The 21,476-nt window shown below is 71.6% G+C and carries 30 protein-coding genes and 1 pseudogene; 11 read left to right on the forward strand and 20 right to left on the reverse strand.

Annotated features, from left to right (window positions below; translation table 11 throughout):
- Positions 1 to 103 precede the first annotated feature (103 nt).
- The 5 genes from Sri02f_RS10080 to Sri02f_RS10100 form a co-directional block, all read right to left on the reverse strand.
- On the reverse strand, positions 104 to 964 hold the full coding sequence (locus Sri02f_RS10080) for a phosphatidylinositol-specific phospholipase C/glycerophosphodiester phosphodiesterase family protein (RefSeq protein ID WP_109000738.1): 861 nt from the start codon (positions 962 to 964) through the stop codon (positions 104 to 106).
- Positions 965 to 1,148: 184 nt separating this feature from the next.
- Complete coding sequence (locus Sri02f_RS10085) at positions 1,149 to 2,240, reverse strand: acyl-CoA dehydrogenase family protein (RefSeq protein WP_109000739.1); 1,092 nt, start codon at positions 2,238 to 2,240, stop codon at positions 1,149 to 1,151.
- Positions 2,237 to 3,421 carry an acyl-CoA dehydrogenase family protein gene (locus Sri02f_RS10090; protein WP_109000740.1) on the reverse strand — a complete coding sequence of 395 codons (1,185 nt, stop codon included), beginning with the start codon at positions 3,419 to 3,421 and terminating at the stop codon, positions 2,237 to 2,239. The genes Sri02f_RS10085 and Sri02f_RS10090 overlap by 4 nt, the downstream gene beginning before the upstream one ends.
- Complete coding sequence (locus Sri02f_RS10095) at positions 3,418 to 4,389, reverse strand: NADPH:quinone oxidoreductase family protein (RefSeq protein ID WP_109000741.1); 972 nt, start codon at positions 4,387 to 4,389, stop codon at positions 3,418 to 3,420. Before Sri02f_RS10095 ends, Sri02f_RS10090 begins: the two co-directional genes overlap by 4 nt.
- An 86-nt stretch (positions 4,390 to 4,475) precedes the next feature.
- Complete coding sequence (locus tag Sri02f_RS10100) at positions 4,476 to 5,048, reverse strand: helix-turn-helix domain-containing protein (RefSeq protein WP_109000742.1); 573 nt, start codon at positions 5,046 to 5,048, stop codon at positions 4,476 to 4,478.
- A gap of 223 nt (positions 5,049 to 5,271) precedes the next feature.
- Here Sri02f_RS10100 and Sri02f_RS10105 point away from each other — a divergent pair, with 223 nt between their 5' ends.
- The 4 genes from Sri02f_RS10105 (at position 5,272) to Sri02f_RS10120 (ending at position 9,009) form a co-directional block, all read left to right on the forward strand.
- Positions 5,272 to 6,810, forward strand: coding sequence for an ATP-dependent DNA ligase (locus Sri02f_RS10105; RefSeq protein WP_109000743.1), 1,539 nt, complete (start codon positions 5,272 to 5,274; stop codon positions 6,808 to 6,810).
- Complete coding sequence (locus Sri02f_RS10110) at positions 6,807 to 7,286, forward strand: NUDIX hydrolase (protein ID WP_109000744.1); 480 nt, start codon at positions 6,807 to 6,809, stop codon at positions 7,284 to 7,286. Before Sri02f_RS10105 ends, Sri02f_RS10110 begins: the two co-directional genes overlap by 4 nt.
- A gap of 76 nt (positions 7,287 to 7,362) precedes the next feature.
- A complete protein-coding gene (locus tag Sri02f_RS10115) occupies positions 7,363 to 8,748 on the forward strand; it encodes an NADP-dependent succinic semialdehyde dehydrogenase (RefSeq protein WP_109000745.1) in 1,386 nt (461 codons plus the stop codon).
- A 24-nt stretch (positions 8,749 to 8,772) separates the two neighbouring features.
- On the forward strand, positions 8,773 to 9,009 hold the full coding sequence (locus Sri02f_RS10120) for a DUF6213 family protein (protein ID WP_028807142.1): 237 nt from the start codon (positions 8,773 to 8,775) through the stop codon (positions 9,007 to 9,009).
- Positions 9,010 to 9,046: 37 nt separating this feature from the next.
- On the opposite strand, the pseudogene Sri02f_RS10125 reads toward Sri02f_RS10120, so the two are convergent.
- Positions 9,047 to 9,154: pseudogene (locus Sri02f_RS10125) on the reverse strand (acyl-CoA dehydrogenase family protein); the annotation flags it as partial.
- 405 nt (positions 9,155 to 9,559) lie between these two features.
- On the opposite strand from Sri02f_RS10125, the gene Sri02f_RS10130 reads away from it, so the two are divergent.
- Complete coding sequence (locus Sri02f_RS10130; protein ID WP_109000746.1) at positions 9,560 to 9,799, forward strand: helix-turn-helix transcriptional regulator; 240 nt, start codon at positions 9,560 to 9,562, stop codon at positions 9,797 to 9,799.
- Positions 9,800 to 9,964: 165 nt separating this feature from the next.
- On the opposite strand, the gene Sri02f_RS10135 is transcribed toward Sri02f_RS10130, so the two are convergent.
- Positions 9,965 to 10,303: a DUF6415 family natural product biosynthesis protein gene (locus Sri02f_RS10135; RefSeq protein WP_109000747.1), complete on the reverse strand. Its 339-nt coding sequence runs from the start codon at positions 10,301 to 10,303 to the stop codon at positions 9,965 to 9,967.
- Positions 10,304 to 10,482: 179 nt separating this feature from the next.
- Here Sri02f_RS10135 and Sri02f_RS10140 point away from each other — a divergent pair, with 179 nt between their 5' ends.
- Together Sri02f_RS10140 and Sri02f_RS10145 are read left to right on the forward strand one after the other, a co-directional pair.
- Complete coding sequence (locus Sri02f_RS10140) at positions 10,483 to 10,692, forward strand: GntR family transcriptional regulator (protein ID WP_245970583.1); 210 nt, start codon at positions 10,483 to 10,485, stop codon at positions 10,690 to 10,692.
- Between the two features lie 34 nt (positions 10,693 to 10,726).
- On the forward strand, positions 10,727 to 10,906 hold the full coding sequence (locus tag Sri02f_RS10145) for a hypothetical protein (protein WP_109000748.1): 180 nt from the start codon (positions 10,727 to 10,729) through the stop codon (positions 10,904 to 10,906).
- An 88-nt stretch (positions 10,907 to 10,994) separates the two neighbouring features.
- Here Sri02f_RS10145 and Sri02f_RS43605 read toward each other — a convergent pair whose 3' ends face one another.
- Together Sri02f_RS43605 and Sri02f_RS10150 are read right to left on the reverse strand one after the other, a co-directional pair.
- The gene (locus Sri02f_RS43605; protein WP_281261887.1) at positions 10,995 to 11,120 is read right to left on the reverse strand and encodes a hypothetical protein; all 126 of its coding nucleotides are present in this window, start codon (positions 11,118 to 11,120) and stop codon (positions 10,995 to 10,997) included.
- Positions 11,121 to 11,148: 28 nt separating this feature from the next.
- Complete coding sequence (locus Sri02f_RS10150) at positions 11,149 to 11,349, reverse strand: hypothetical protein (RefSeq protein ID WP_109000749.1); 201 nt, start codon at positions 11,347 to 11,349, stop codon at positions 11,149 to 11,151.
- Positions 11,350 to 11,372: 23 nt separating this feature from the next.
- On the opposite strand from Sri02f_RS10150, the gene Sri02f_RS10155 reads away from it, so the two are divergent.
- On the forward strand, positions 11,373 to 11,714 hold the full coding sequence (locus tag Sri02f_RS10155; RefSeq protein ID WP_109000750.1) for a DUF6233 domain-containing protein: 342 nt from the start codon (positions 11,373 to 11,375) through the stop codon (positions 11,712 to 11,714).
- A gap of 83 nt (positions 11,715 to 11,797) precedes the next feature.
- Positions 11,798 to 12,079, forward strand: a complete 282-nt coding sequence (locus tag Sri02f_RS10160) for a hypothetical protein (RefSeq protein ID WP_174855621.1) — start codon at positions 11,798 to 11,800, stop codon at positions 12,077 to 12,079.
- 431 nt (positions 12,080 to 12,510) lie between these two features.
- On the opposite strand, the gene Sri02f_RS10165 is transcribed toward Sri02f_RS10160, so the two are convergent.
- The gene (locus Sri02f_RS10165) at positions 12,511 to 13,125 is read right to left on the reverse strand and encodes a recombinase family protein (protein ID WP_109000751.1); all 615 of its coding nucleotides are present in this window, start codon (positions 13,123 to 13,125) and stop codon (positions 12,511 to 12,513) included.
- Between the two features lie 222 nt (positions 13,126 to 13,347).
- Here Sri02f_RS10165 and Sri02f_RS10170 point away from each other — a divergent pair, with 222 nt between their 5' ends.
- Both Sri02f_RS10170 and Sri02f_RS10175 read left to right on the forward strand, forming a co-directional pair.
- Entirely contained in the window at positions 13,348 to 13,701 is a 354-nt protein-coding gene (locus Sri02f_RS10170; RefSeq protein WP_109000752.1) for a hypothetical protein, read from the forward strand.
- A gap of 21 nt (positions 13,702 to 13,722) precedes the next feature.
- The gene (locus Sri02f_RS10175; protein ID WP_109000753.1) at positions 13,723 to 13,905 is read left to right on the forward strand and encodes a hypothetical protein; all 183 of its coding nucleotides are present in this window, start codon (positions 13,723 to 13,725) and stop codon (positions 13,903 to 13,905) included.
- 56 nt (positions 13,906 to 13,961) lie between these two features.
- On the opposite strand, the gene Sri02f_RS41130 is transcribed toward Sri02f_RS10175, so the two are convergent.
- The 10 genes from Sri02f_RS41130 to Sri02f_RS10220 are packed head-to-tail and all read right to left on the reverse strand — an operon-like array spanning position 13,962 to position 21,476.
- Positions 13,962 to 14,123: a hypothetical protein gene (locus Sri02f_RS41130; RefSeq protein WP_159106687.1), complete on the reverse strand. Its 162-nt coding sequence runs from the start codon at positions 14,121 to 14,123 to the stop codon at positions 13,962 to 13,964.
- 3 nt (positions 14,124 to 14,126) lie between these two features.
- Complete coding sequence (locus Sri02f_RS10180; protein ID WP_109000754.1) at positions 14,127 to 14,486, reverse strand: hypothetical protein; 360 nt, start codon at positions 14,484 to 14,486, stop codon at positions 14,127 to 14,129.
- A complete protein-coding gene (locus Sri02f_RS10185; RefSeq protein WP_109000755.1) occupies positions 14,483 to 14,896 on the reverse strand; it encodes a hypothetical protein in 414 nt (137 codons plus the stop codon). Before Sri02f_RS10185 ends, Sri02f_RS10180 begins: the two co-directional genes overlap by 4 nt.
- A gap of 33 nt (positions 14,897 to 14,929) precedes the next feature.
- Positions 14,930 to 15,310, reverse strand: coding sequence for a hypothetical protein (locus Sri02f_RS10190; RefSeq protein ID WP_109000756.1), 381 nt, complete (start codon positions 15,308 to 15,310; stop codon positions 14,930 to 14,932).
- Between the two features lie 37 nt (positions 15,311 to 15,347).
- On the reverse strand, positions 15,348 to 16,259 hold the full coding sequence (locus tag Sri02f_RS42660) for a hypothetical protein (RefSeq protein ID WP_109000757.1): 912 nt from the start codon (positions 16,257 to 16,259) through the stop codon (positions 15,348 to 15,350).
- A gap of 9 nt (positions 16,260 to 16,268) precedes the next feature.
- Complete coding sequence (locus Sri02f_RS10200; RefSeq protein WP_159106688.1) at positions 16,269 to 17,009, reverse strand: PIG-L family deacetylase; 741 nt, start codon at positions 17,007 to 17,009, stop codon at positions 16,269 to 16,271.
- Positions 17,010 to 17,069: 60 nt separating this feature from the next.
- Entirely contained in the window at positions 17,070 to 17,585 is a 516-nt protein-coding gene (locus tag Sri02f_RS10205) for an H-type lectin domain-containing protein (protein WP_109000759.1), read from the reverse strand.
- Between the two features lie 8 nt (positions 17,586 to 17,593).
- The gene (locus Sri02f_RS10210) at positions 17,594 to 18,148 is read right to left on the reverse strand and encodes an H-type lectin domain-containing protein (RefSeq protein ID WP_109000760.1); all 555 of its coding nucleotides are present in this window, start codon (positions 18,146 to 18,148) and stop codon (positions 17,594 to 17,596) included.
- Positions 18,145 to 19,236, reverse strand: coding sequence for a DUF5047 domain-containing protein (locus Sri02f_RS10215; RefSeq protein WP_109000761.1), 1,092 nt, complete (start codon positions 19,234 to 19,236; stop codon positions 18,145 to 18,147). The genes Sri02f_RS10210 and Sri02f_RS10215 overlap by 4 nt, the downstream gene beginning before the upstream one ends.
- Before the next feature lie 8 nt (positions 19,237 to 19,244).
- On the reverse strand, positions 19,245 to 21,476 hold the full coding sequence (locus tag Sri02f_RS10220) for a hypothetical protein (protein ID WP_109000762.1): 2,232 nt from the start codon (positions 21,474 to 21,476) through the stop codon (positions 19,245 to 19,247).

Below are 21,476 nucleotides of genomic sequence, written 5' to 3' on the forward strand. Positions count from 1 at the left end.
TCCGCCACGTCCGCTTTCACGGCGTTCGGGCGTAAGTGTGGCGTAAAGGAGGGTTTCTCCGTGCTGCGGACCTGTCCGCCGAACGAGTGGTGTCAGAGGGGCGCTACGCCGTCCGGCGGGCGTCGAGGAAGGCCTCCAGGCCGGCCAGGTCGTCGGTGTTGAGGAAGTCCACGCCGGCGGCGAGGAGTTCGGTCCACAGGGCGTCCCGGGCGGGGCCGGCGAGGTCGGGGGTGGCCCAGAACCGCACCTTCTGCCCGCGCGCGTGGGCCGCCCGCACGATGCCGCGCAGCCGCTGCCGTTCCGCTTCGGGGAAGTCCCCGACGCCGAGCCAGGTGAAGTGGAGCGTCCAGTTGTCGCTGATCAGGGAGGCGAACGAGGCCTCCGAGTCGCCGAGGTCGGCGAGCCTGCCGTCGTAGAAGGCCCGGCGGACGCTCTGGGCCTCCATCGGGACGCGGGCCGCGCGGTCGCCGGAGACGACGGCGGTGACCGGGCCCGCGTGGACGCGACCGTGCGCGTAGGTCGTGAACAAAGGCGCGTAACGGCGGAGTTCGCGGTCGAGCTCGAGATACGCGGCGGCGCCCTCGGTCTTGATGTCGACCAGCAACTGCAGCGGCCGCCGGCGACCGCGGTACACCGAGCCGCGGCCCGCCCGCACCCGGGCGGCGAGCGGGGCGAGGTAGAGGGACTCCAGGGTGCGGGAGGGGTCGAGGTCGACCGGGTCGTGGGCGACGAGGAGTCTGCCGTCGACGAGGAAGACGTCGGCCTCGACGCTGCCGAAGCGGTGGTCGAGCGCGTCGAGGAGGGGGCGGGGGTGCTCGTAGTCGTTGTGGGCGTGGGCGCGCCACAACGGGCGCGCCGGATGGCCGCGTTCGCCGGCGAAGGCGCTGCCGGCGGTCGGAGCGACGACGGTCGCGAGTGTGGCGCCGAACGCGGTGAGGGCGCTGCGGCGGGTGACGAGGGCCATGTTCTGCCTCCCTGCGGGCGGGTGCGGACCACAGGGAGTATGCGGCGGACCGGCGCGAACGAACCTGCGCCCGCGAGGAGTTGGCCGGGCCGCCGCTGCCCGTTCACCCGGTCGGCGCGGGCGCACGGTGAAGCCCGCCCCGGGTGGGGCGGGCTTCACCGGGGCGGACTGCGCCGGGGGTCGGTCAGGGGGCCCGCAGGTCGACGAGCTCGGCCAGCGCCGCACGATGGGCGCCGGCTGTGCCGTAGGCGATCGAGTCGGCCTTGGCCCGCTTCAAGTACAGGTGGACGGGGTGTTCCCAGGTCATGCCGATGCCGGCGTGCAGCTGCAGGGCCTCCTCGGCGGCCCGGACGGCCACGGGCGCCGCGTAGGCCTGGGCGACGGCGACCGCCACGGACGCCTCGTCGGAGGACTCACCGGCGGCGAGCGCGTCGGCCGCGCCCCGGGCGGCGGCGCGGAGGCTGACGACCTCCAGCCAGAGCTGGGCCAGTCGGTGCTTGAGCGCCTGGAAGCCGCCGACGGGCCGGTTGAACTGCTTGCGCTCCTTCAGGTAGCGCACGGTCTCGGTCAACGCCCAGTCCGCGAGCCCGAGTTGTTCGGAGGCGAGCAGTCCGGCGCCGGCCCGCAGGGCGCGGCGCACGGCGGGTCCGGCGTCGCCGAGGCGGCGGCCGGGCGCGTCGGTCAGGGTGACCGTGGCGAGGGGCCGGGTGAGGTCGAAGGAGGTCTGCGGGGTCACGGTCGCGTCCTGCGCCTGCACGGCGTACAGGGCGCCGTCGTCGCCGGGCACGAGCAGCACGTCGGCGACGGCCGCGTCCGCGACACCGGTCAGCTCCCCGCGCAGGACGCAGTTCTCGACCCGCGCGACCTGGTGGGCGGCGCCCGGCGCCAGGTGCAGGCCGACGGCCAGCGCACCGATCGTCCGCCCGGACGCCAGCCGGCCGAGCAGTTCGTCGTCCCCGCAGGCCAGCAGCGCTTCGGTGGCGACGACGGCACTGGTCAGATAGGGCACCGGGGCGACCGCCCGGCCCAGCTCCTCCAGGACGACGGCGGCCTCGCGGTGGGTGGCGCCCTGACCGCCCTGCGCCTCGGGCACCAGCAGGCCGGCGAGGCCCATGCCGTCGGCGAGCGCCTTCCAGGCCGACAGGTCGTGCGGGGCGCCGGACTCCGTGCGGGCGATGACGCCGGGGGCGTCGCAGTGGTCGGCGAGCAGATCCCGGACGGCGGCGCGCAGCGCCTCTTCCTCCTCCGAGTACAGCAGGTCGGGCTGTGTGTTCACCGGGCCAGGTCCTTCCATGCGACGTCCTTGTCGGTGCGCGGCTCGGAGGGCAGGCCCAGGACGCGCTCGGCGACGATGTTCAGCAGGACCTCGCTGGTCCCGCCCTCGATGCTGTTGCCCTTGGAGCGCAGGTAGCGGTACCCGGCGTCCCGGCCCGTGAAGTCCACGAGCTCCGGGCGGCGCATCGTCCAGTCGTCGTACAACAGGCCCTCCTCGCCGCGCAGTTCCACCTCCAGGCCGCTGATCTCCTGGTTGAGGCGGGCGAAGGCGAGCTTCATGCCGGCGCCCTCGGGGCCGGGCTGGCCCTGGGCGAGCTGCTGGCGCAGGCGTTCGCCGGTGAGCCGGGCGACCTCGGCCTCGACCCACAGCTTCAGCAGGCGCTGGTGCAGGTCGTGGGTGCGCAGTTCGGGCCGCTCGCGCCAGGTCTTCGCGACCGGGCCGATCATGCCGCCCTCACGGGGCAGTCGCATGCCGCCGATGGCGACGCGCTCGTTGTTCAGCGTGGTCTGCGCGACCCGCCAGCCGTCGCCGATCCCGCCGAGCCGGCGTGCGTCGGGGATGCGGACGTCGGTGAGGAAGACCTCGTTGAACTCGGCCTCGCCGGTGATCTGGCGCAGCGGCCGGACCTCGACGCCGGGGTCGGTCATGTCGCAGAGGAAGTAGGTGATGCCCGCGTGCTTGGGCACGTCCGGGTCGGTGCGGGCGATCAGGATGGCCCAGCGGGCCACATGGGCGCTGGACGTCCACACCTTCTGGCCGTTGACGACCCAGTCCCCGTCGTCCTGCCGGACGGCACGGGTGCCGAGGGCGGCCAGGTCGGAGCCGGCGCCGGGCTCGCTGAACAGCTGGCACCAGACCTCCTCGCCCGTCCACAGGGGCCGCAGGAAACGCTGCTTCTGCTCCTCGGTGCCGTACTTCAGGATCGTCGGCGCGGCCATGCCGAGGCCGATGCCGATGCGCCGCGGGTCGTTGTCGGGGGCGCCCGCGGCCTCCAGGCCGGCGTCCACGACGGCCTGCAGGGAGCGGGGCGCGCCGAGGCCGCCGAGGCCCTCCGGGTAGTGCACCCAGGCGAGTCCCGCGTCGAAGCGGGCCTGGAGGAAGTCCTGCCGCGCGGTCGTGGCGGGCGGGTGGTCGGCCAGCAACTGCGCGGTGCGGCGCTTGAGTTCGGCTGCGTCGGTCATGCGGCGGCTCCGTTCTGCGGTACGACGGCGACCCGGCCCGTGGTGACTCCGTCGGCGACCCGCTGCACGGCGGCCGCGGCCCCGTCCAGCGGTACGCGCTCGCTGACCAGCGGCCGGATCGCGCCCCGGTCGGCCAGCTCGGTGAGCTGTTCGTGGCAGTGCTGGACCAGCTTCGGGTTCTTGGCGCCGTACAGGCCCCAGTGCAGGCCGAGGATCGAGTAGTTCTTGACGAGGGCGTGGTTGAGCGCGGGACTCGGGATGGTCCCGCTCGCGAAGCCGACGACCACGATGCGGCCCTCGAAGGCGACCGTCTTGGCGGACTGGGTGTAGGCCTCGCCGCCGACGGGGTCGAAGATCACGTCGGCCCCCCGGCCGCCGGTGGCCTCCTTCACGGCGGCGACGACGTCCTCGGCCCGCCGGTCGATCACCGCGTCGCAGCCCAGTTCCCGGGCGACGGCGGCCTTCTCCGCGCCGCCCACGACGCCGATCACGGTCGCGCCCGCCGCCTTGCCGAGCTGGACGGCAGCGCTGCCGACGCCTCCCGCGGCCGCGTGCACGAGGAGCGTCTCGCCGGCCTCCAGGCGCGCCCTGCGGTGCAGCGCGAACCACCCGGTCTGGTAGCCGATGTGCAGCGCGGCGGCCTCGGCGTCGTCCAGCGACCCGGGCGCGGGGAGCAGGGCGGTGGCGTCCGCGACGGCGTACTCGGCGAAGCCGCCGTGCGGCAGGGCCGGGTTGGCGATGACCCGGCGGCCGTCCTCGGTCTCGCCGCAGATCTCCACGCCCGGAGTGAACGGCAGCGGGGGCCGCACCTGGTAGTGGCCCCGGACCATCAGCGCGTCCGGGAAGTTGACGTTGGCGGCTCGCACCCTGAGCAGGACCTGGCCGTCGCCGGGCGTGGGCCGCTCCACCTCCGCGAGCCGCATCACCTCGCCCGGCTCGCCGTTCTCGTGCACCTGCCATGCCTGCATGCGGAGCCTCCACGGGACTGCGTCGTCGAACCCTGGTCGAGTGCATACTAAGCGGTCGCTTGCCCTGGAGGGAACCGTTGCGCGCGTCACCTCTGCGACGGCCGCGCCCGCACGTGCATCCGCTCGCCCTGGGGCCCGAAGAGGCTGAGGAACTCGGCCGGCCCCTCCCCCGTCGACCCGAACCAGTGGGGCACACGCGTGTCGAACTCGGCGGCCTCGCCCGCCGTCATCACCACGTCGTGCTCCGCGAGCACCACCCGCAGCCGCCCGGACATCACGTACAGCCACTCGTAGCCCTCGTGGGTGCGCGGCTCCGGCTGCTCGTCGCTCTGCGGCACCAGCACCTTGAAGGCCTGCAGCCCGCCGGGCTGCCGGGACAGCGGCCAGAAGGTGCGGCCGTGCCGCACCATCGGCCTGGCCCGCACCCGGGGGTCGCCCACCGGCGGCGCCCCGACCAGCTCGTCCAACGGGACCTCGTGGGCCCGGGCGATCGGCAGGAGCAGCTCCAGGCTGGGCTTGCGCAGCCCGGACTCCAGCCGGGAGAGGGTGCTGACCGAGATGCCGGTCGACTCCGACAGCGCCGCGAGCGTCACCTCCCGCTCCTTCCTCAGCCGCCGGAGCCTCGGTCCGACCTCCGCGAGCACCTCATCCGTAGTCATGCACCCCATTTGCGGAACCGGCAAAGACGTTTGTCAATCCCGCACCCCGGGCCGGGGCCACGGCAGACCCCCGGGCCGGACGGCGGACCCCGGCCCCCACCCTGACCGCGGCCTGTATGCCTCGCCGGTCTCGCCGGTCTCGCCGGTCTCGCCGGTCTCCTCGAGGGTCCGGGTGTCCGGGTGTCCGGGTGTCGTTGTCAGTGGCCCGTTGCACCATGGCTGCATGTTGTTGACCCGGCTCGCCGACGTGTCCCGGGAGGTCGCCGCCGCCTCGGCGCGCTCCCGCAAGATCGCCCTGCTCGCCGAACTCTTCCGGGACGCGGAGCCGGACGACGTGCCCCTGGTGATCCCCTACCTGGCCGGACGGCTGCCCCAGGGCCGCCTGGGCGTCGGCTGGAAGGTGCTGGGCCGTCCGGTCGCCCCGGCCGCGACCCCGGCCCTGACGGTGCGCGAGGTGGACGCCCTCCTCGGCCGGCTCGGCAAGGTGGCCGGACCCGGCTCGCAGGCCGAACGGGTGCGGCTGGTCGAGGAGCTGATGGGGGCCGCCACCGCCGAGGAACAGCGCTTCCTGCTCGGGCTGCTCACCGGCGAGGTCCGCCAGGGCGCGCTGGACGCCGTCGCCGTGGAGGGTCTGGCGCAGGCCACCGGCGCGCCCGCGAGCGACGTGCGGCGGGCGGTGATGCTGGCCGGGTCGCTGCAGTCGGTGGCCCAGGCGCTGCTCGGCGAGGGGCCGGGGGCGCTGGAGGCGTTCCGGCTCACCGTAGGCCGTCCGGTGCTGCCGATGCTCGCCCACACCGCCTCCTCCGTCGCGGAGGCGGTCGGCAGGCTCGGCGTCTGCGCGGTGGAGGAGAAACTGGACGGCATCCGTGTCCAGGTGCACCGCGACGGGGACGAGGTCCGCCTGTACACCCGCACGCTCGACGACATCACCGACCGGCTGCCGGAGGTGACCGAGGCGGCACGGCGGCTGACGGGCTCGCGCTTCGTCCTGGACGGGGAGGTCATCGCCTTCGACGAGGCGGGACGCCCCCGCTCCTTCCAGGAGACGGCCGGCCGCGTCGGCTCCCGGGTGGACGTGGCGGCGGCCGCCGAGGCGGTGCCCGTCTCCCCCGTGTTCTTCGACGCGCTGTCCGTGGACGGCCGCGACCTGCTCGACCTGCCCTTCGCCGACCGGCACGCGGAGCTGGCCCGGCTGACGCCCGAGCCGCTGCGGGTGCGCCGGACGCTCGTGTCCGGTCCCGACGACGTCGAGACGGCTGAGGAGTTCTCCCGGCAGACCCTGCTGCGCGGTCACGAGGGAGTGGTCGTCAAGGCCCTGGACGCGCCCTACAGCGCGGGGCGGCGGGGCGCGTCCTGGCTGAAGGTGAAGCCCGTGCACACCCTCGACCTGGTGGTGCTGGCCGCCGAGTGGGGCCACGGGCGGCGCACCGGCAAGCTCTCCAATCTGCACCTCGGCGCGCGCACGGCGGACGGCGGCTTCGTGATGCTCGGCAAGACGTTCAAGGGCATGACCGACGCGATGCTGTCCTGGCAGACGGAGCGCCTGCGGGAGCTGGCCCTGGAGGAGAACGGGTACGTCGTGACCGTGCGGCCCGAACTGGTCGTCGAGATCGCCTACGACGGTCTGCAGCGCTCCACCCGCTACCCGGCCGGCGTCACCCTCCGCTTCGCCCGCGTGCTGCGCTACCGCGAGGACAAGCCCCCCGAGGAGGCGGACACGGTGCAGACCCTGCTCGCCGCCCACCCGGAGGTGCGCCCGTGACCCCGGCGACACCCCGGCGCAGCGCGGGCCTGCTGCTGTTCCGCCGCGCCGACGACGGACCCCGGGTACAGGTGCTGTTGGGCCACATGGGCGGCCCGTACTTCGCGAAGAAGGACGCCGGGGCCTGGACCGTCCCCAAGGGCGAGTACACACCCGACGAACCGGCCTGGGAGGCGGCCCGCCGCGAGTTCCGGGAGGAGCTCGGGCTGCCGCCGCCCGACGGCGAGGCGATCGCGCTGGGCGAGGTCCGCCAGACCAACGGCAAGATCGTCACGGCGTGGGCCGTCGAGGCGGACCTCGACCCGGCGTCCGTCGACCCCGGCACGTTCTCCATGGAGTGGCCGCCGAGATCGGGACGCGTCCAGGAGTTCCCGGAACTGGACCGGGTGGCCTGGTTCGGGCTGGACCGGGCGCGCGAGGTGATCGTCACGGCGCAGGCCGCGTTTCTCGACCGGCTGGCGGAGCACTCGGTCTGAGCGGACGCGCACGCGTTGCGGCCCCGGGCCCGGCGCGGGAAGGTCGAAGCACAGCCAGCTCTTTTGGAGGTCGGTCATGCCCATCGCGACGGTGAACCCGGCGAACGGCGAGACGCTCAAGACGTACGAGGCCATGGACGAGCAGGAGCTGGAACGCCGGCTCCAGCTCGCGCAGGCCACGTTCCGCACGTACCGGACGACGAAGTTCGCCGAACGCGCCCGGCTGCTGAACCGGGCCGCCGACCTGCTCGACGACGACCAGGACGACATCGGCAAGATCATGACCACCGAGATGGGCAAGCCGGTGAAGCAGGCGCGCGCGGAGGCCGCGAAGTGCGCCAAGGCGATGCGCTGGTACGCCGAGCACGCGCAGGAGCTGCTGGCCGACGAGGAGCCGGCCGCCGCCGACGTGAAGGACTCCGGGGGCTCGCGCGCCCTGGTCCGCTACCGGCCGCTGGGGCCGGTGCTCGCGGTGATGCCGTGGAACTTCCCGCTGTGGCAGGTGGTGCGGTTCGCCGCGCCGGCGCTGATGGCGGGCAACGTGGGCCTGCTCAAGCACGCCTCGAACGTCCCGCAGACCGCCTTGTACCTGGAGGACCTGTTCCACCGGGCGGGCTTCACCGAGGGCTGCTTCCAGACGCTGCTGGTCGGCTCCGGCGCGGTCGACGCCGTCCTGCGCGACGAGCGGGTGAAGGCGGCGACGCTGACGGGCAGCGAGCCGGCCGGGCGGGCGGTCGCCTCCACCGCCGGCGAGATGATCAAGAAGACGGTGCTGGAGCTGGGCGGCAGCGATCCGTACGTGGTCATGCCGTCGGCGGACGTCGACCGGGCCGCGCAGGTCGCGGTGACCGCGCGCGTGCAGAACAACGGACAGTCGTGCATCGCCGCCAAACGGTTCATCGTTCACACGGACGTGTACGACGCGTTCGCCGAGCGGTTCGTGGCGGGCATGGCGGCCCTGAAGGTCGGCGACCCGCTGGCGGAGGACACGGAGGTCGGGCCGCTGGCGAGCGAACAGGGCCGGGCGGACCTGGAGGAGCTGGTGGACGACGCCCGGCGCAGCGGGGCCGCCGTGCTGTGCGGGGGCGAGCGCCCCGACGGGCCCGGCTGGTACTACCCGCCGACGGTCCTGGCGGGCGTCACGCGCGAGATGCGCATCCACCGGGAGGAGGCGTTCGGGCCGGTCGCGACGCTGTACCGGGCGGCCGACCTGGACGAGGCGGTCCTCATCGCCAACGACTCGCCGTTCGGACTGAGTTCCAACGTGTGGACGCGCGACGAGGCCGAGGTCGACCGTTTCGTCCGGGATCTGGAGGCCGGCGGGGTGTTCGTCAACGGGATGACGGCGTCCCATCCGGGCTTCCCGTTCGGCGGGGTGAAGCGGTCCGGGTACGGCCGTGAGCTGTCGGGGCACGGAATCCGGGAGTTCTGCAACATCACCACGGTTTGGCACGGTGCGTGAGCGCCGCGCGGCTACGATCCCGGTGTGAACCGCGAAGTGACTCTGCCTCTGATCGTCGACGACCGCGGGACCTTGCAGGTGGCCGCGGCCGACGTGAGCAAGCTGCTCCGCACTCTGGGAGGGCGGTGGCTGCACCTCGTCGAGGCCGGCGCGGACGGGCTCGACGAGGACACGGTGGCCGCTCTGACCATCGAACTGGCCAAGCTGGCCGACCGCATCGACGTGGCGTGCATCGCGCACAGCAGCGGGGGCGCGCCGTAGGAGCCCGGCTCGTCCCCGCGCACCCGCGGCCGCCGTGCTACCGGATGGGCATCCCCGACAGTGTCCGGGCGATCACCAGGCGCTGGATCTCGCTGGTGCCCTCGAAGATGGTGTAGATCGCGGCGTCGCGGTGCATGGCCTGCACGATAGGCCCGCAGCCTAGGAGTTCAGCGGCATTGCTCGGGCGTTGCTCCGGGTTCCATGGGCGTTGATCCGGGTTGCTGCTGCATGATCGTCTCCCATTTCGTCTCCCAAAAACGAGCACCCGCCCCCAGTCATCGACTGGGGGCGGGCTCGCGCCGACGGGCCACAATGGAGGGCCGTCCACTCGTGGCCGTCGGCACGTCTGGATGCTTCGACCTTTCGCGTATCCCGAAGGATGCAGGTCAAGCCGCAGTTCACCCTTTCGGGCGAACACTCGTTCGATAAGTGGACACTACAGCGAGCCCTGCGGCATATGCCAGCCGATCGCAGGGCCAGACGGTTGCTCAACGAGCAAAGCGACAGTTTTGGTACTGACGCAAGATCACCTAGGTCGGAGCGTTGCCGGGTGCCAGCCCGCCGACACCCGCGCCCCGACTGGGTACGCAGTAGACAGATCGCCCTCGGCCGCCGCATCGGAGACCTCAGGCGCGCCGCCGACATGTCCCAGGATCAGTTAGCCGACCGGATGGGCGTCGAGCGGCGGACGATCCAGAGGTACGAGAACGCGGTCACGGACCCCCGGTATGCCGACCTGCTGTTGCTCGCCAGCGCGCTGAGAGTGCACGTCACCGACCTCCTCCATTGAAAAAGTTGTCAACAGACAACACGCCCACGCCGATCACCGCAAGGTCATCGCCGCATATATCTGACCGGATGTATGCAGTGGGAACGTTTACGTAACCGCAGGTCGAGCCTTGGCCAAACGTTCCTGCCGGTAACCGCTCTCTACCGTGTGCGGCCCGGGGGCCGGTCACCCAGCTATGCAGTCGGCGAGCGAGCGGGCCGCGGCGCCGAGGGTGGCGACGTGCAGGGCTGCGGAGCGCAGTCCGAGCCCGGGCCCGCCGCAGAGGGCCGCCTGCGCGCCGAGGAGGGCCTGCTCGCGGACGTTCCAGTCGATGGTGTCGCGCGCCAGGCGGCCCTGCTCGCGGCGGACGCGGTCGGCGAGGTCGGTGATGGCGGCGCGCAGCTCGTCCTCGAGGCGCCGGCAGGCGTCGATGGTGGGCAGCATGCCCGCGGCGGCCTCGGCCTCGTCGATGAGCGCCGCGTAGCGCTGGTGTGCTGGTGCTGTCTGGTCCGTAGGCTGAGTCATGCGACGCTCCGCTCGCCGGCCGGCCTCCCCGGCCGTGCGTGGTCGCGGGGCTGCGTTACAGCAGCTTAGACATAGCATGCTATGGCGTGCCACGTATGCGACCGCTCGCGTGGTACGCCCTGGCGTGTCACGTTGACCCGGTGATCGAATTCGAGGCTGATGTGCCCAGGTGGAAGCAGGTGGCAGAGGTGATCCGGGATCGGATCGCCGACGGCACGTACCCGCCCCGCACACGTGTGCCCTCGGTCATCCAGTTGGCCACCGAGTTCGGGATCGCGCAGGCGACCGCACAGAAGGTCCACCGCGGGCTTCGCGAGGAGGGGCTCATCTACACGGAGCCGGGGCTGGGGAGCTTCGTGAAGCAGCCGGCCCGGCCGCCGAGTTCATAGCCCGGTGTCAGACCCCGGATCTAGACTGATCGGCATGTCCCCCACTCCCCCGTCGCCGGGTCCGGTGCGGTCTGCTGCGGAGCTGAACGCGGCGATCTGCGCGCTGTGGTCGCATCCGGCTGCGCGGCTGACGGACGAGCAGCGGGAGGAGTACCGGCGGCTGCTGGCCGAGCTGCGCCAGGTCGAGCAGGGGGATGTGACGACGGCGGCGTAACAGCCGTCCGCCCCGCCGGGCGCTGTTCCGGACGGGGCGGTTCTGAGTGGCTGCACGCGCCTACAGACGCGAACAGAATGAGCTCAGGCTACTGCTCGCCGCTGACAACGCCGGGGCGCGTCGACAGGCGGTACTCGTCGACGGGCGGGGCGTCGTCCAGGTCGCCGAGCACGTCGTCGAAGTCGTCGTCCGGCTCAGGGGTATCGTCGTTCATCGCGCCAGGATGGCAGACGCTCGCCGCCCTACGGCCAGGTCGTCAACGTCTCGCCGGTCTCCTCGTCGTCGAGGGTGACGCGCGCGCCGGGGAGCTCGCCCCACGATCCGATCCAGACGGAGACCTGCGCGCGGGCGACGACCTCGCTCTCCCACCAGCCGTGCATCATCGGCCGGCCGCCGGAGGTCAAGGTGAGGTGGTAGCGGGGACCGCTGGCTTGCTCGTTCACCCCACCATCCTAGAATCGAACACATGCACGACCTTCCGCCGTCTCGTCTCGACCTGCTCCGCTTCCTCGAACGCGTCCAGCAGGCCGACCTCGACCGCACCCGCCGGTGGATCGCCGACGAGGAACGGAAGGCGGCGGAACGTCAGCGCGGCGAGCAAGCCCGGCCGCCCGTACCCGACTGGCTTCTGGAACTCGGACTCAACCGGGAGGTGCCGCCCGTGTATGTCCACGAGGGCCACTGCCACATGGCGGGCAAGCGGTCGCGCGGGATCAGCCGCACGGACGCGCTGCGGTGGCTCGCCGAAGGTATCCCGGCCTGTACGCACTGCCGGCCCGACAGTGAACTCGGCTATCTGGACGGGTAGCGAACCACGGAGACAAATCGGCACTATTAAGACTATCCGGGTGGGGGTACTCGCTGTACATCCCCCACAGAACGGAGCACGCCGTGATCATCAAGAGAATGCACGACATGGGCATCCGCAGCGAGCACGCCTACACGGCCGGCCTGGCGTCCATCGGCCTGTCCGTCTTCACCTGGGCCACCAGCCTCAAAGCAGAGCCCGGGGCCCACGCAGACCTCGCCCGCGCCGACCGATGGGGCATCTTCGTCGGCGAATGGGCGCCCACCTTCTTCGGCCTCGGCCTCGCCCTCTCTCACTACGAGCAGCAGGACGGCACCCTCACCGCCAGCGTCCATGAACTCCACGAGCACCAGGCCGCCAGCTGAGCCGCACTCGTGACAACCCGCCTCTGGAACAAGGGGCGGGCTTCCCACGTTCAGGCAGCCGCATGCCTCCCGTGGGGAGCCGGGAGGCGCGGCGGGCCCTGCCGATCGCAGCACGGCAGGGCCCAGCCAGGAGGACTCCCACCCGGGGGTGGAGCGGGATCCCGTCGCACCACCATGCACCACAATCCGGCCAGCGGGATAGATCGCGGCCGGAAGTAGTCGCCGACCGTCGCGAACTCCTGACAGGGCGGGCCGCTTCCGTCTACCGTGTTCGGGCGGCCACCGCAGTTCGCAACCACCTCCGGGTGGAGCCCTCCGGGGCGCTCGGTGGCCGCACCTGAACCTGGGGAGGCGCGATGAGCGACACGTACTGGGGCTAGACCCTGCACAGCACAACGCCCCCGCAGCCAGCTGCGGGGGCGTTCATGTGCTCAGGCTCCGTCTTGCTGGAGCACTTGCGCGTCGTGAGCCTGGAGCGCCTGGGAGATGGCGCCGACGCTGGGGTTCTTGCCCTTGTTCTTGCCCTCGGCGATCCGAAGGTGCGGCTGGATCTGCTTGAGGCTGTATCCCTTGGTGCGCAGGGCGACGGCCTGGACGATCAGGGGTTCGGTCATGACAGGGCGGCGTCCACCCACTCGCCCTCGGGCCCGGGCAGATTCGAGGCCGTTCTTGGTCTTCTTGACGATGTCGCGGCGCCGCTCCGAGGCCAGCACCAAGGCCAGCTCGAGGAGGAGGTTCATCTCCTTGTGTTCGCCGGCTCCGACGCCCTCGAGCACCTTGACCGCGATGTTGCGCTCGAAGAGTTCAGCGAGGGTCATCAGGCCGGTGAGGGTGTCGCGGCCGAGGCGGTCGACTTCCTGCACGCACAGCATGTCTCCCTCGCGCAGGTAGTCGAGGGCGGCGCTCAGGCCGGGGCGCTCGGCGACGGCGAGTTTGCCGGAGACTTTCTCTTCGAAGACCTTGACGCAGATCGGGCCGAGCGCGTCGTGCTGGCGGTCGACGTTCTGTTTGTCGGTGGATACGCGGACGAGCCCGACCAGCGGCATACAGCCTCGCTTCATCTAAGGGGTGTGGGTGGCTAGTTGAACGCTAGCGGTTGATGAACCCTTTGATGAAAGGCTTGGCGGCATCTACGTCTGAACTACGTCTCGCGGTGGGCTGTTTCATCTATCGACCGATTGATGAACGCTCCATCTGTAGACAGCTCTACAGTGCATCTGTAGAGTGGTCTACAGATGGAGCGGAGGGCGCTCCAGGAGGGGACCATCATGCAGCGCTACGAACTCGACGCCTTCCTCGGAGACGACCACGGGCTCGACGAGGACCAGATCGCCGAACTCCTCGCCAAGGCCGACGACATCGAAGAGCGCTGCGACGCAGACCCCGACGAGATGCGCGAGGAACTCGTCACCGCCTACCGGCTCATGCGCGAGGAGCCGAATGTCGTCGTGGCCGAACTCGCCGAGCGGCGAATCGAAGCCATCGTCGCCGAGGCCAACGCCCTCGCCGGGCTTCGCCAGTCCGCCATCGTGCTCATCGGCCGAGGTGACGCCACCGAGGCCGGGTTCGCCCGGCTGGCCGGAGTCGACCGCATGACCGTCCGCAAGTGGCTCGGCAAGTAACGGACCAAAGGGAGAAGCCTCATGGACAGCTCGACTCGCGCAAACGTCAGCCTCTTCGTCCCAGTCATCGTCGGCCTCGGCGTGTTCGCCGCCATCGTCCTGCCCGGCGAGATGGACGGCGTGCGCTTCGCCATCGCCGCCGCGGCATTCCTCGTCATCGCGCCGGGCGGAGCGTGGATGCTCACGCGGCTCCTGGAGAAGTGACAGCACAGCGAAGCGCCCCCGCTCCCCTGCCGGTTGGCAGAGGTGCAGGGGCGTTGTCAGTCTTCCTCGGCGGGCGGCCAGTCGGGCGCGAGGAACGGGTTCGTGGCCGGGGCCGGGATCGGCGGTGGCTCCTCGACGCCCATGGCGACGAGGGTGGCGAGGTCGGCCGCCCCGTCCCGGGCGCGCGGCTCCAACGGCCGCGGATCACGTACAGGCATGGATCACACTCCAGTTCGGTAGTAGTCCTCCACGTCGTCCGGCGTCTGCCGTGGGGTGCCGCCGAGCTCGAGAACCTGGTCCCGCAGCGTGAGCGCCCACCGCGACAGCGAGTAGAGGACGCCGCGGACGCGCACGATCTCCTGCTTCGTCGCCGTGAGGTCGTCGCGGAGTTCCTTCTTGATGGCGTCGAATGCGGCCCGGTCCTCGGCCCGCTGGTTGGGCTCCGCCTGGGCCAGCGCCGCCGCCCTCGTCGCCTCCGCAGTCGCCGCGGCCGCCCGCGTCGTCGCCCGGGCCGCGAACAACCCGGCCACGACGGCGCCCACCGTTCCGAGTACGGCGACGATCCCCGCCCACCAGCTCATCGCGCCTTGCCTTTCCGGGCAGGCCGCGGCACGTGGGGGACCGAATGCTCGGGCACCGTCGCCGCCCACATGATGACCCCGACGTGCGAGGTGAGGTAGAAGACCGCGGCGAACGCGCCGCGGGGGAAGGTGCCCGAGATGGCGGCTGCTACGTAGGCCGTCGCCCAGACGGTGGGGGGAACGAGGGCGACTGCGAAGCCGAAGCCGTCGCGGCCGACTCGCAGGAATGCCGAACAGGTGGTGGCGAGGCCGGCCAGGATCCATAGCCAGCCCCAGCAGTGCAGTGGGGCGTAGTCGGTGAGGAGCTCCAGCCCGGGAGGGTCGGGTTGCGGGACGGCGACGAAGCCGACACCCCAGCAGGTCTTGCCGACGCCGAGGATGAGCAGGAAGACGCCGCGGCGGCCCAGCATCGCACGTAGCCGGCGGGCCGCCCGGCAGGGCACTCAGACCCCCACGGGCCCGGTCTTGACCGGACTGGACCGCTCGAGTGCGACCTCCGCAACGGGGGCGGTGACCTGCTGGCGCAGCCACAGGGTGACGAAGGCGCCGATCGCGGCCATGATCTTGGACTGGTCGGCGGCGGACCAGTCGAGGCCGAGGCCGACGCAGAGCGCCATGACGGCCTGGGCGAACTGGACGATGGCGGCGGCGAGCGCGCCGTTCTTGAGGACGATGGCGGTGACGATGCCGACGGCGGTGGCGGAGATGGCGTTGATGGCGGTCTGGGTGCCGTCGGAGATGTCGACGCCGAACGCGGAGAGCGCCTGGAGGAAGGCTGCGATGAAGCCGAGGATGTAGACCGGCTCTCTGCCGAAGAACTTCACGGTGGTCTCTTCTCTGTGAACGGGGACGGGGGCGGAACTACTCGGCGAGCCGGGCGGCGAGCTTGGCGGCGACCTTCTCGGCGATGGCCTCGGCGAGAGCAGGGGCGGCGGCGACCTTGTCGGCGAGTGCAGCCAGCTGGGCGTCGCTGAGGCTGGCGGCCTCGAGGGCGGCCACCTTCGTGGCGAGGCTGGCCACGCTGTCGACGGCGGCCTTCGCGTTCTTGTCGGTGTTGACCAAGTAGTTATAGGCGTCCCGGTCGGTCTGGGCGCCCTTGTACGTCCACGGCGCGACGGCCAGGCGGTCGTACACCGTCTTGAGCTGGGTGGCCTGCTCGGGGGTCATGTCGTCCTCCTGCTGCTGCGTGGTGAAGGCCGGCCACGAGCCGGGGTCCTGGTGGTCGTTCTCGGGAACGTGGGCATGGGCGTACCAGCCGGCCTGCTTCTCCCAGACGGTCTCGCTGCGGTGCGAGGTGAAGTCGACCGGCCGGCCCATCGGCCACGTGTCGGGGACGCCCCATGAGCGCACCCACGCGTTCAGCTCAGGCCAGCCCTTGCACGGGGTGTCGACGAGCCGGGGGTAGACCGTCCCGTCGACCGTGCAGTAAGGGAAGAAGAGCGCTTCGACCTGGAGCACCACGCTGCCCGCGCGATTGGTGCGGGTCCCGCCGGGGCTGTCGACCAGCGACTTACTGCGGCAGTTCGCCGGGACGAACTGGGTGACCCGGCCGGTGAACGGGTTCCACAGCAGGTGCGGGGCGACTGCCTGACCGGCCGAGTTCTTCCCGAAGTAGCTGGCCAACGTCTCGTAGGAGACGAGCGCGGCTGGCTTCGCGGCGCTGGCGTTGCGATCCCAGGTGATGTGTCCGATCGCCTTGGCGGGACCCCCGTCGGTCGGCTGGTGGTCGCCGATGTCCATCCGGGTCGCGCCCGGCATCCACAGCTCAGGCACGGGGGCCTCCTAGGGGGTCTTGACGATCCAGTTGTTGGCGCCGGAGGCCGCCCAGTCCATGTCGGTGTGGACGGAGTGGTAGCCGATTGCGTAGGCCTCGGGCGGGGCCCATGACGAGTAGCAGCGGGTGGCGTTCTTCGCCATGAAGCGAGCCTGTGTGGCGTAGGCGGTCGGGACGACGTACTCGGTCGCGCCCGGGGCGGTGCCGGTCTGCGTTCGGCGCACGACCCAGCGGGCGTCGGTGACCTGGCCGGCGAGGGCGAGCTGCCGCAGCGCGGTGCCCAGCGCGGAATGGTTGGGGTCCGTGTCGCCCCACCAGGTGGTGTAGTGGCCGGCGCCTGGCGTCAGGGCCTCGTTCTCCAGGATCAGGGTCTTCGCCTGGTCGACGGTGATGTTCGGGGTGCGGGTGTCGGTGCGGAGGTGGACGCGGTCGGGTGTGACGCCGAGCTGGCGGGCGGCCTGCACGAGTTCCCGGTCCCGGGCCGCGGCGAAGTCGGCCGGCGACAGCGGCGCGGGTATGCCCTCCCTGGTCGGGTAGTGGTAGCCGCCCCACCAGCCGTTCGCGTCGAGCCCGTTGAGGGCGTCGCGCATCGCCGACGTGGATCCGTCGGTGCCGAGGACGATGTGCACCTCGCGGCCGACGAGGGCGTGGTGGGCGATGATCTGCCCGGACCACAGCGTCTCGTCGTCCTGGTGGGGGCTGTACACGTACAGGCGGCGGCCGGTCGGGGCGGGTACGGGGTCGGTCACAGATCTCCTCAGGGCATGAAAAAAGCCCCGGTCAGGGGCGTGGGCAGGGAGGCGTCTGGACTACGGCGCGAGGGCGATCCAGTCGATCTGCACGGTGGACCAGACGGCGGTTGCGCCGGACGCGCTGGACTGGAAGAACGGCACGAACTGGCTCGTCGTCACCGAGGTGGCGCGGGCCGTCCACCGGGCGGTGCCGCCGGCCACCGAGTTGATGTTCAGGACGACCCGGGGCGTCGCCGAGAACGCGGTCGGGAAGGTGACCGCCGACCCGGTGTAGGTGTCCAGGCCGCTGAACGAGACGTTGAACGTGCCGGACTGGGCCTGAGGGGCGACCGGGTCCCACGTCGACCCGTTGTAGCGGTACAGCCGGTCGACGTCCTGCAGCCAGGTCACCATGCCCTCGACGGGCGCCGATGCGCCGGACAGGGCCGCGGTGCGGGCGGAGGCGGACGCGAACCGCATGACGCTGCGGGAGACGATCGCGTTGGCGATGTTGCGGGCCAGCGCGCTTGCGTCCGGCGCGTCGGTGAGGGCTGCGATCGACACGCCCTGCCCGTAGTCGTCAGTCGTGGCCACAGGGCCTCCTAGGCTGAGGGGTGGATCGCGAACCAGTTGACGTTGACGGCCGACCAGGTCGCGGTCGCGCCCGCGGTCGAGGAGAAGACGAACGGCACGAAGCCGGTGGTGGTGACGTTGATGGCGCGGGCCTGCCAGCGCGCCGTGCTCGCGCCGCCGGAGTCGATGTTCACGAAGACGCGCGGCACGGCGGTGAAGGCGACCGGGAACGTGACCGTCGTCCCGCTGTAGGTGTCGAGGCTGGTGAAGGAGATGGCGGCCGCGCCGTTCTGCATGACCGGGCCGACGCCGGTCGCCGCAGTCCGTCCCTCGGCGAGCCAGTTCCCGCTGCTCGACTGCGAGATCTTGATGACGTCGTTCACTGCGGGAGCCTGATAGGACTGCAGGCGACGGGCGATGACGCCGTCCGAGGTGACGATCGTGCCGTCGCTGTTGACGGTGGCGACGGTGGCGAGGCGCCAGTCCGAACCCCGCACTGACGGAGTCCGCTCCCCCGTTCGCCGGGCCTGGCGCCGCAGTGCCGCCGACAGGTCGCGGTGGACGCCGAACTGGGATTCCGTCACGCGTCCTCCTTCGCGGAGATCGTCGTGACGGGGAAGTCGCCGTCCGTGCTGAGCGGTACAGAGAACCCGGCGACCTGATGCAGCTCCCGGCTGCCGTCCGGGTGGATCAGCCGGACGACGTCGCCGACTTCGAGCGCCGGGTTGGGCAGGCTGGAGAAGTCCCCGCTGGCGTTCGGCGCCCGGGCCGCAGCGAGCTTCAGGGTGGCGGCGTTCGTGCAGGCCGCCGTCGTGATGAGCGTCGGCGACGAGTAGAACGTGGGCCGGTGCCCGTAGGGGCCCGACCAGTAGGTGGGTGAGCTGGGGTCGGTGTCGACGACCAGCGCGGAGACCGGGGCCACGTTGTCGGCGGTGTTCTCGCCGCGCGCCAAGACACCGTTGTAGACGCCGCTGCTGGACATGCCGCGCGACGCCCGGACGTAGACGCCGCCCTCCCCCGCCGCCACATCCCACACCGGGGTCGCTGCGGAAAGGTCGGGCAGGGTGGCGATGGTGAACACCCCATCGGGGCTGCAGTAGACGACCGCGCCGGCCGCGGCGGCGATCTCCTGGCAGGCCGCCCACGGATCTGCCTCGACGTCGTAGACGCGGCGGCCGATCGCCATGTCGCTGATCGTGGAGACGATCTCGGCGTCGCTGATGGACCGCTGGACCAACGCGGTGACCGCGCTGACCACCGTGCCCGACGCCGTGTAGGGGGCGGTGAGTTTGTCGTCCTGCACGACGACGCCGAGGTCTTTGCCGGACAGGGTGACGGGCCCGTCGTTGACGTCGCCCGCCACGTCGTCGAGCCGGAACACGCCGAGCGGCACCAGCTCGCTGCTGCCGTCGCCGTAGTAGACGCCGCGGCTGATGCGCAGCCGGGCCCCGTAGACCGCCAGCTGGTCGGCGGCGGCACGCGGGATCAGGGTGGGGTCGGCCACTGTGACCGTGCAGGTGCGGCGGATGGCCTGCGAGCGGTCCACCGTCACGCTGCCGCCCGTGTGCTCCAGCGGCAGCACGCGGCCGTCGGTCGTGAACAGCCGCACCTCGGTGGCTACCTGGTGCGACTCGGCGAGGCGCGGCAGGAATCGGGCGGTGGTGGGGTACACGTCACCCCCTACTTCCGCTTGTCGAGGAGGACGTCTTCCCACGTCGCATACGCGGTCAGCACGTCCCCCCAGGTGGCGAAGCCGGACAGCACGTCCTGCCAGGTGCGGTCTGCGGATCCGTTGACGCCGACGGTGACCGGCATATCGGCCTCCGTCAGGGGCAGCGTCCACTCACGCCACTCCTCGGTCGCCACCGCGCTCACGCGCGGCCGCGCGACCGCCGCGACGTTGACGTACACGTCATCCTCGCCCATCCCCGGCGCCGCCTGCCACAGCAATGTGTTGCCGGAGCTGAGTAGCCAGCGCAGGGCCTTGCGCTCCTCGTCGGAGCGGGTCCAGACGACGAGGCTGCCCTCCTGCCCGCCGCGGACGTCGGAGAGGACGACCGCGTTCTGCCGGCCGCGCACCCGATGGACGGCCTGCTCGATCGGATCCGCCCAGTCCGGTGCCGCCTTCACGAGGACCTGCATGTTCCGTTGCGGGTTGCCCGGGTCTTTCAGCCAGGCGAAGTTGGCGTCGTCGACGTCGAGGGTGATCGTCGCCGACGAACGGGTGTAGGTGAGGACGCCGGCAGGCGAGTACACCTCGACGTAGTAGTAGACGGGGACGTCGAGCGGCGCCTCATGGTCCTCGATGACCAGCAGGTCGGAGGTGATCGGGTCCTGGTCGTACAGGCCGGTCGGGCCGCGCACCGGTGTACGCGTGCCGTCGGCCGTCACCCGGTACACGGTGATCAGGTAGTCGACCGTCAGCTCGCGCAGCGTGAGGGTGACGTAGGCGCCGTCGTCGTGGTCGGTGACCGCGGTCAGCGGCAGCACTTGCCACAGTGCGACGGCGTCCATCCATAGCGACGACGACACCGCCGCGGCGACGCCCACCACCTCGACCGCGGCTTTCGCCGCCGTGGCCGGGGCGACCGAGTCGGTGGTCATCAGGTACCAGCCGCCCGCGGGCAGCGAGTAGGCGGTGCCCGTCGACGCGCCGAGGTCCGCGCCGGCGGCCGTGTACCAGCGGACCTTCACCGTGATCGTGGTCCAGCTGCCGGCGTTGAGCTTGCAGACGATCTGCGCCCGGAAGTTCAGGCCCACCGGGGACGGCACCGTGAACTGCCCGGACCGCCACGTCGACGACGTCGCCGTCGCCGATGCGACCGCCAGGCTGTAGTTGCCGAGAACGGCGGCCGCCCCCCACGGCGTGGACCGGGCCGCCGTCGCCACCCCGGACGTCACCGTCCAGCCGCCCGCGGACTGCTCGAACGACCCGTTGGCGTAAGGGATGACGGTGCCCGCCACGACCGGGACCACCGCGCGGACCACCGCGGTGTCGACCCGCAGAATCTGACCGGCCGTCGCCGAGTCCAGGCCCACCGCCAGCGAGCACGACGCCGCACCCGCGGGCGCGACATCCGACACGTACTGCCGGTAGAAGCCCGTCCCGGGCGGGGCCAGCGTCGAGCGGGTCGCCTGGACCTGGGTGCCGCCCGAGTCGTAGAACCGCAGCTCGACCCAGACCGTGCTGCCCGACGTTGGCGGGTTGAGGTAGATGTAGCCCAGGTACTCGGCGCCGGGCGTCACCGTGGGCCGCTCGACCATGCGCATCGCCGCGTTGCCGCCCGCGGTGGCGGTCATCGCCATCGTGTGGCCGCCGGCCCAGTACCAGTCATAGGCCCAGGTGATCATCGGGACCTGGCGGGCCAGCGTGCAGTTCAGCTCCGCCACCCAGGCCGAGGCGTCCACCTCGGACGACTCGGCGTTGTAGGTGAACAGGTTGCCCGAGCTGCGGATCGGCAGGCCCAGGTAGACGTTCTCGTAGAAGCTGGAGACGTTGCTCGCGGCCGGCGTCGACGACAGCAGCACCTGCGCCCGCGTCGCCCCCACCGGCGCCGTCCCCGCCACGCTGATCCGATGCCACGTCGCCGACGCCGTCAGCGTCGTCAACGCCCACGTGATGGACACCTCGGCGCCCGCCGCGGTCAGCCAGCGGATACCGATCCGCTCCGGCACCGTCGCCCCGCTGGCGTCGGCGAACGCCTCGTACAGCGTGCCCGCGACCACCGGATACGAGGAGACGGTGCGCGCCTGCATCTCGCCCGAGGCGGCGGACTTGACCGTCAGGACGCCGTCCCCGTTGCGGCCGCCCGTGCCCTTGCTGAGCGTGCAGTTCAGCTTGGCCGTCCACCCGGAGATGGACGGATCCATGCTCTCCGTCGACGAGCTGAGGAGGTTCCCGGGGATCGACAA

This window comes from Streptomyces rishiriensis (assembly GCF_003112535.1).
In the GTDB taxonomy this organism is placed as follows: Bacteria; Actinomycetota; Actinomycetes; order Streptomycetales; family Streptomycetaceae; genus Streptomyces; species Streptomyces rishiriensis.